At 62.3% G+C, this 4,198-nt stretch carries 4 protein-coding genes; all 4 read left to right on the top strand.

Going from position 1 to position 4,198, the window contains the following annotated elements; all coding sequences use genetic code 11:
• On the top strand, nucleotides 1–698 hold a 698-nt coding region (ubiE, locus tag WA989_RS03965; protein WP_424339217.1), incomplete at its 5' end, for a bifunctional demethylmenaquinone methyltransferase/2-methoxy-6-polyprenyl-1,4-benzoquinol methylase UbiE.
• 13 nt (nucleotides 699–711) lie between these two features.
• Complete coding sequence (gene ubiB / locus WA989_RS03970) at nucleotides 712–2,244, top strand: 2-polyprenylphenol 6-hydroxylase (RefSeq protein WP_424339218.1); 1,533 nt, start codon at nucleotides 712–714, stop codon at nucleotides 2,242–2,244.
• Between the two features lie 86 nt (nucleotides 2,245–2,330).
• Nucleotides 2,331–3,278, top strand: a complete 948-nt coding sequence (locus tag WA989_RS03975) for a UrcA family protein (RefSeq protein WP_424339219.1) — start codon at nucleotides 2,331–2,333, stop codon at nucleotides 3,276–3,278.
• 145 nt (nucleotides 3,279–3,423) lie between these two features.
• On the top strand, nucleotides 3,424–4,198 hold a 775-nt coding region (gene coaBC, locus WA989_RS03980), incomplete at its 3' end, for a bifunctional phosphopantothenoylcysteine decarboxylase/phosphopantothenate--cysteine ligase CoaBC (protein WP_424339220.1).

Raw genomic sequence — 4,198 nt, forward strand, 5'->3', positions numbered from 1 at the left:
TTCGCTCCGTGGCGAGCCGCTATGACGTGATGAATGACCTCATGTCGGCAGGCGTCCACAGGCTCTGGAAGCATGACACGATTGCCAGGCTCAATCCTCAGCCCGGCGAACGCCTGATCGATGTCGCCGGCGGCACAGGCGACCTTGCTAAGGCGTTCATCGACCGGGCCGACAGGGCAGGGCGCCGCCGCCGCAGCGACAAACTGGCAAGTGCGGTCGTCTGCGACATCAATGACGCCATGCTGGACGCAGGACGGGCGCGCCCCGACATGGCCGCCTATGAAGAGCGCATCGACTGGGTTTGCGGCGATGCGCAGGCGCTTCCCTTCGAAGACAAGTCCGCCAACGCAGTCACGATCGCCTTTGGCATTCGCAATGTTGCCGACCGGGCTGCGGCGCTGTCGGAGTTTCGCCGCGTGCTGAAACCGGGCGGGCGGCTCGGCATTCTCGAATTCAGCCATATGACCGTGCCGATGCTGCAAAAGCTCTATGACACTTACAGCTTCAACGTCATTCCGCGTATGGGCGAACTCGTCGCCTCAGACCGGGAATCCTATCAGTATCTCGTTGAGTCGATCAGAAAATTTCCCAAACAGGAAGAGTTTCGGGAAGAGATAGAGGCCGCCGGATTCTCCGTTGTCACTGTCACCAATTTCTCTGGGGGAATTGCGGCGCTTCATTATGGGTGGGCTGCATGAGGGAGGCGGCCGCGTGCTAAAGGCTCTGGCGGATTATGGTCGTCTGATGCGCGCGGGCACGGCGCTCGTGCGCCATGATGTCATCCTGCCGGGGGAATACCATACCCGCCTTCCATTTCCTGCGCGCCTCGCCGGCAGCACGATGCGGGTCATCGGCGGCGGCGCGAAAGGTCGTCAGGGCGAACGGCTCGCCAAAGCCCTCGAGAAGCTGGGACCCGCCTATATCAAGCTCGGCCAGTTCCTGGCGACGCGGCCTGACGTGTTCGGCGCTGAAGTCGCGACAGATCTCTCGCGTCTCAAGGACAAGCTCCCGCCCTTTTCGATGGCTGAGGCGCATAAGGCGCTGGAGCGGGAATTCGGCAAGGAAGAGGCCGAAAGCCTGTTTGCAGGGCTCGGCGAGCCGGTCGCGGCGGCGTCCTTGGCCCAGGTGCACAAACTCGTCACCTCGAACGGGACAAGAGCGGTCAAGATTCTGCGGCCGGGCGTCGAGCGGCTGATCGCGCGCGAGCTGAGGGCGATCAAGCGTGCGGCGCGAACGGTCGAGCGCGCCTCTGTCGAAAGCCGCCGGCTCGAACCGGTCGCCTTCACAGAGACCGTTGCTGCCAGCATGGAGAAGGAACTCGACCTGCGCCTGGAAGCTGGCGGCGCAGACCAGATGCGCGCGATTTCGGAAAAGGATGAGTGGTTCGACATCCCCGCTGTCGACTGGGACAGGACGGGCCAGCGCGTCCTGACGACCGACTGGGTCGATGGCATCGCGCTGACCAATCCGAAGGCGCTCGACCAGCCCGGCCTCGACCGGGTGAATCTGGCCAATTCGATCACGCGCGGCTTCCTGTCTCACGCCATCGGGCACGGCGTATTCCACGCCGATATGCATGAGGGCAATATCCTGATCAAGCCTGGCAATAAGGTGGCTCTTGTCGATTTTGGCCTGATTGGCCGGATCGGGCTGAATGAGCGCCGTTTCCTGGCCGAAATCCTGTGGGGCTTCATCCGCCGGGATTATCAACGTGTTGCAGAGGTTCACTTTGAAGCGGGATATGTCCCGGCCGATCAGTCGGTTGGCGAATTCGCGCAGGCACTGCGTTCAATTGGCGAACCCATACATGGAAAGCCAGCCGAAGACGTCTATATGGGCCGGGTGCTGCTTCAGCTCATGGATTATACACGTACTTTCGGCATGCGCCTGCGTCCGGAACTTGTACTCTTGCAGAAGACCATGGTCCAGGTGGAAGGTGTCGCGCGCACCATCGATCCGGCTCATGATATCTGGAACGCCTCAGAACCGATTGTAAAACGCTGGATCACCGAGAATTTTGGCCCGGCGGGCGCGGCGAAACTGGCGGCGCAGAATGTGAAAGACGTCGCAGACCGCCTGAAACGGCTGCCGGAAGTGATGGACCGGTTCGAAACCTATCTGGACCGGTCGAATGAGGCGATGGCAACGCCTCCAACGCGCTCTGGACCGCCCTGGTGGGGCTGGTTCGGGCTTATTCTCATGCTGGCGGCCATTGCGGGCGTGACGGTCAGCCAGTTCGCCTGAGACGCGAAGGGACTCCCAGGATCGACCAGGCGTGTTAGGTTAATGATTGCCTAATGCATGGTCCGGTTCGATCCACGGAGACCAAAATGAAAATCCTGCCCCTGGCTGCCGCCCTCATCACTGCCTCCCTCATCGGAGGGGTGTCCCATGCCAAAGCCTTCCAATGCATAGACGGCCAGCTTGTTGGCGGCCCGGAAGGGTTTACCTCCCGAATCAATGCCCAGGGACAGATCCTCGATGTCGAGCGCCGCGTCGATCGCGGCACGTCCTATGTCGCGCCCCGCCAGTCGCACGGCAGCTACAGCTATAACGATACCTATACGCGGACCCAGACCTATTCGGCGCCTGCCACGACGACCCGTATCGTGCAATCGTCAAACACCGCGTCAGCGCCGGCCCCGCGTGTCACGCGCACCTATACCTATTCCGATCCGGTCTATTCCAGCGGCGCGCCGAGCTCTGCGCCTGCAGCCGAAGTCAGGGATGTCCGCGTCTATCGCGGCGGAATGGCGGGGGCGACGCGGCCCTGCAGCTATTACACATCCGGCGCAAATGTGACGACCTATTCCGGGTGCAGCCATAGCCGTGCGCCGCGGGCAACGCACCGCACGACCATGTATCTCGACCCTAATCCGCAACGCCCCGAGCTCGCTGGCGGTGCGCACCATGCCGCACCGCGGCCTTCCTATGATTATGCATCGGTGGTCGGGCTCAATTCCGGTGTCTGTGACCGCAAGATCCAGCGCCTGGGAGAGGATTATCAGGGCCGCACGCGCTACGAGGTCTGCTACGCCGACCTTCAGCCCGTTTATGGCCGCCGTGTCGAGAAGCTTTATGACCGGCTTGAAACAGCGGCGCGGCGCGCCTGCGGCAAGGGTTCATCCATCACCCGGATTTCGACCACGCGGGACTGCCGTGAACAGGCCGTCGAAATGGCGGTCTATGACACCGGCCTTCAATCTCTTGTAAATTATCACGTGGCAAAAACGGGGGGTCGACCACGCGTCGTTGTAGGACCGCTGCGCCGCTATTAAGCGCCAGCCGGGGCTATCGGGGACCGGGCGCCTGCCTTGAATCGGCGGCGCCCGGTTAATTTTTTGCTTCACCTCACGTGCTCGTGTCGTCGATTTCTAAATACATTGAGTGTATTGAAACGCTGGAATGACGGAAAATTTTCGTATGAACGGCAAAAGCATTCTCCTGATCATCGGCGGCGGTATCGCCGCATACAAATCGCTTGAGCTTATCCGTGAGCTTGCGCGCCGGGGCATTGCGAGCCGGTGCGTGCTGACAAAAGGCGGGTCTGAATTCGTCACGCCGCTCTCTGTCGCCGCGCTCTCCGGCGAGAAATGTTTAACCGACCTGTTCAGCCTCGATGATGAAGCCGAGATGGGCCACATCCAGCTTTCGCGCTCGACCGATCTCGTGGTCGTCTGCCCAGCCACAGCGGACCTTCTCGCCAAGGCGGCGGGGGGCCACGCCAATGACCTTGCCTCCACAGCCCTGATGGCGACCGACAAGCCCGTCCTCATGGTGCCGACGATGAATGTGCGCATGTGGGAGCATTCCGCAACCAGGCGTAATGTTGCAACGCTGCGCAAGGACGGGGTCCAGATCATGGACCCAGATGAGGGCGCCATGGCCTGCGGCGAGTTTGGCCCCGGCCGGCTGCCCGAAGTTCTCGCCATCGCCGATGAGATCGAGACCCAGCTGGCCGCGTCAGCCGGGGCGAAGCCGCTCGAAGGGCAGCATGTGCTGATCACGGCAGGGCCGACACGCGAGCCGCTCGACCCGGTCCGCTATCTCTCCAATCACTCGTCAGGCAAGCAGGGCTATGCGATTGCCGGTGCACTGGCTGCGCTTGGCGCCCGGGTCACGCTGGTCTCCGGCCCGGTGGCGCTCGCCCCGCCGCGCGGGGTTGACCTGGTGCGCGTGGAGACCGCCCGCGACATGC

The organism is Henriciella sp. (assembly GCF_049649345.1).
Taxonomy (GTDB): domain Bacteria; phylum Pseudomonadota; class Alphaproteobacteria; order Caulobacterales; family Hyphomonadaceae; genus Henriciella.